This is a genomic window from Citrobacter sp. (genome assembly GCF_050252275.1).
GTDB lineage: Bacteria > Pseudomonadota > Gammaproteobacteria > Enterobacterales > Enterobacteriaceae > Citrobacter_A > Citrobacter_A amalonaticus.
This window is the reverse complement of record NZ_JBFWLF010000418.1, coordinates 1-2689: the sequence shown is the minus strand read 5'-3', so window position 1 is coordinate 2689 and position 2689 is coordinate 1. Positions and strand designations below refer to the sequence as shown.

Genomic DNA, 2689 nt, shown 5'->3' with positions numbered 1-2689 from the left:
ATCAGAATTTGCTGCATCGCCAGCCATAACGCATTAAACGAAAAAATTGGCACGTCGTTAGGCGGCAACGAAGGGGCAATGACGAGGGTAATAATGATCCCCAGCCCCAGCTTTACCCGTTTGGGGACGGCACGTTCACTGAGGATCGGAGCGGTAGTAATTAGCGCCAGTACGCGCAGCAGCGGCCAGAAATAGAGGCTCAGCCACTGCAGCCATTGATCGCTGGTTACCTGCAACATCCGTCGTCTTACCCGATGATGTATGGCAGGTTGGTGAACAGCGTGCGCACGTAATCCAGCAGCAAATTCAGCATCCACGGACCGGCCACGATAATCGCGGTAAACACCGCCACGATTTTCGGGATAAACGACAGCGTCATTTCGTTAATCTGCGTGGCGGCCTGTAAAATACTGATGATAAGCCCCGTCACCAGTGCGACCAGCAGCAGGGGGGCGGCAAGCGCGAGGGCAACTTTCATGGCCTCAGTGCCAATCATCATGACCGATTCGGGTGTCATCTTTCGCCTCTAACTGTAGAAACTTTGTGCAAGCGAACCCACCAGCAGTTGCCAGCCATCAACCAGCACGAACAACATCAGTTTGAATGGGAGGGCAATGGTTGCCGGGGGAACCATCATCATCCCCAGCGCCATCAGCACGCTGGCGATCACCAGGTCGATAATCAGGAAAGGGATGAAAATCGTAAAGCCAATCTGGAACGCGGTTTTCAGCTCGCTGGTCACATAGGCAGGTAGCAAAATGCGCATCGGTACCGCTTCTGGCCCCTGAAGCGGACCGCTGTTTGCCAGACGGGCGAACAGGGCCAGATCGGCTTCGCGGGTCTGGCGCAGCATAAATTCACGTAGCGGCTGTGCGCCTTTGTCCAGCGCTTCCTGCATCGAGATTTTCTCTTCGCTGAACGGTTGATAGGCCTCAACATAAATCTTGTCGATGACCGGCGACATGATGAAAAAGGTCAAGAAAAGCGCCAGTCCCAGCAGCACCTGGTTTGGCGGTGCGGACGGTGTACCGAGCGCATTACGCAGCAGACCGAAGACGATGATGATGCGGGTGAAGCTGGTCATCATCAGCAAAATAGCCGGAATAAAGGTCAGCGAGGTGATGAAGACCAGCGTCTGTACGGGGAGCGACCAGCTTTGACCGCCGCCGGGCAGCGGTTGGCTCACCAGACCAGGAAGTTGCGCCAGCGCGGCGGGGCTGATAAGCCATAGACCGGTCAGCGTAAGGGATAACAAACGACGCATCAGGATCTCCCGGAACGCTTAAGCAAACTCTTCATCATGGCCTGAAAATCGGCAGGAGCAGACGACGTCTCTTCTGGCACGACAGGGGCTGGGGGGAGGGTATGCAGCACATTGATGGTTGACGCCGTGACGCCAAGCACCAGCCGTGCATCCTCAACATCCACAATCACCACCCGCTCGCGCGGACCCAATGAGGTACTGGCGGAGACTTTCAGGCCGCGCGTACTGCCGCCTTTCGGCGCAAAACCCAGGCGCTTGATTACCCAGGCGGCTACCAGGATCAACAGGATAATCCCCAACAGCGCGCCGCTTACCTGCATCAAAGGCGAGCCCGGTACGGCAGAAGGCTGTTGAACGGTGGCCTGGGTTTTCATGATTAACGACTCAGACGACGCATACGCTCGGACGGGGTGATGATGTCGGTAATGCGTACACCGTATTTATCGGCCACGACCACCACTTCACCCTGGGCGATCAGATAGCCGTTGATCAGGATATCCAGCGGTTCACCCGCCAGGCCGTCCAGCGCCACCACGGAACCCTGCGTCAGACGCAGCAGCTCTTTAATGGTCATCCGCGTGCGGCCCAATTCAACGGTCAGTTTGACCGGAATATCCATGATCAGGTCGATATCCTGCAGCGTGCCGCTGACATCGCCACCGCCAAGCTGCTGGAAAACGGCGTCGGCCGCACTTTTGCTGGTCGTGGTTTTTTGCTCGTTCAACGCGTCAGCCCACAGATCGTCCAATGCGCCAGTGTTCTCATCAGACGGATTATTCATGTCACTCATTTGGGCTGTTCCTCATTCAGCGAATTCAAAATCGGGTTAATCAAATGTTCCACGCGTAACGCATACTGGCCGTTAACCGTGCCGTATTGGCTGGTCAGTACAGGTACACCGTCCACATGAGCAATAATGCGGTCTGGTTTTTCTATTGGCAGCACATCGCCGGGTTGCAGTTTTAATATCTGAGAAAGGCGCAGCGGAATATCGGCAAAGTTCGCCACCAGCTCCAGCTCGGAGTGTTGAACCTGACGCACCAGATTGTCGCGCCAGTTCTGATCTTCATTGCGGGAGTTTTCCAGCGGCGGGTTCACCAGCAGTTCGCGCAGCGGTTCAATCATGCTGAACGGCAAACAGATGTTGAACTCACCGGTCAGGTTGCCAATCTCGACGTGGAAAGGGGTATTGACCACGATATCGTTCGGTGACGTGGTGATGTTGGTAAACTTCACCTGCATTTCAGAACGCACGTACTCCACTTCCAGCGGATTGATCGCCTTCCATGCGTCGCTATAACCTTCCAGCGCCAGTTTCAGCATGCGGTTGATGACGCGCTGTTCGGTGTGGGTGAATTCACGACCTTCTACTTTGGTCGGGAAACGCCCGTCGCCGCCGAACAGGTTATCCACCGCAATGAACAC

General features: G+C 55.6%; 6 protein-coding genes. All 6 read right to left on the bottom strand.

All coding sequences use genetic code 11. The features are described from left to right. The coding region (locus tag AB7E14_RS22640) for a flagellar biosynthetic protein FliR (protein WP_428169998.1) at window positions 1-239 on the bottom strand (239 nt) is incomplete at its 3' end. 8 nt (window positions 240-247) lie between these two features. After that, on the bottom strand, window positions 248-517 hold the full coding sequence (gene fliQ, locus AB7E14_RS22635) for a flagellar biosynthesis protein FliQ (protein ID WP_044257593.1): 270 nt from the start codon (window positions 515-517) through the stop codon (window positions 248-250). Between the two features lie 9 nt (window positions 518-526). Next, the gene (fliP, locus tag AB7E14_RS22630) at window positions 527-1264 is read right to left on the bottom strand and encodes a flagellar type III secretion system pore protein FliP (protein WP_043000284.1); all 738 of its coding nucleotides are present in this window, start codon (window positions 1262-1264) and stop codon (window positions 527-529) included. After that, window positions 1264-1641: a flagellar biosynthetic protein FliO gene (fliO, locus tag AB7E14_RS22625; protein ID WP_316961841.1), complete on the bottom strand. Its 378-nt coding sequence runs from the start codon at window positions 1639-1641 to the stop codon at window positions 1264-1266. Before fliO ends, fliP begins: the two co-directional genes overlap by 1 nt. After that, window positions 1641-2054: a flagellar motor switch protein FliN gene (fliN, locus tag AB7E14_RS22620; RefSeq protein WP_042318274.1), complete on the bottom strand. Its 414-nt coding sequence runs from the start codon at window positions 2052-2054 to the stop codon at window positions 1641-1643. Before fliN ends, fliO begins: the two co-directional genes overlap by 1 nt. After that, the coding region (gene fliM / locus AB7E14_RS22615) for a flagellar motor switch protein FliM (RefSeq protein ID WP_428169997.1) at window positions 2051-2689 on the bottom strand (639 nt) is incomplete at its 5' end. The genes fliN and fliM, both read right to left, overlap by 4 nt.

Coding starts and splice junctions, on each gene's coding strand:
- fliQ (WP_044257593.1), bottom strand. CDS start 517: ATGACACCCGAATCGGTCATGATGATTGGCACTGAGGCCATGAAAGTT.
- fliP (WP_043000284.1), bottom strand. CDS start 1,264: ATGCGTCGTTTGTTATCCCTTACGCTGACCGGTCTATGGCTTATCAGC.
- fliN (WP_042318274.1), bottom strand. CDS start 2,054: ATGAGTGACATGAATAATCCGTCTGATGAGAACACTGGCGCATTGGAC.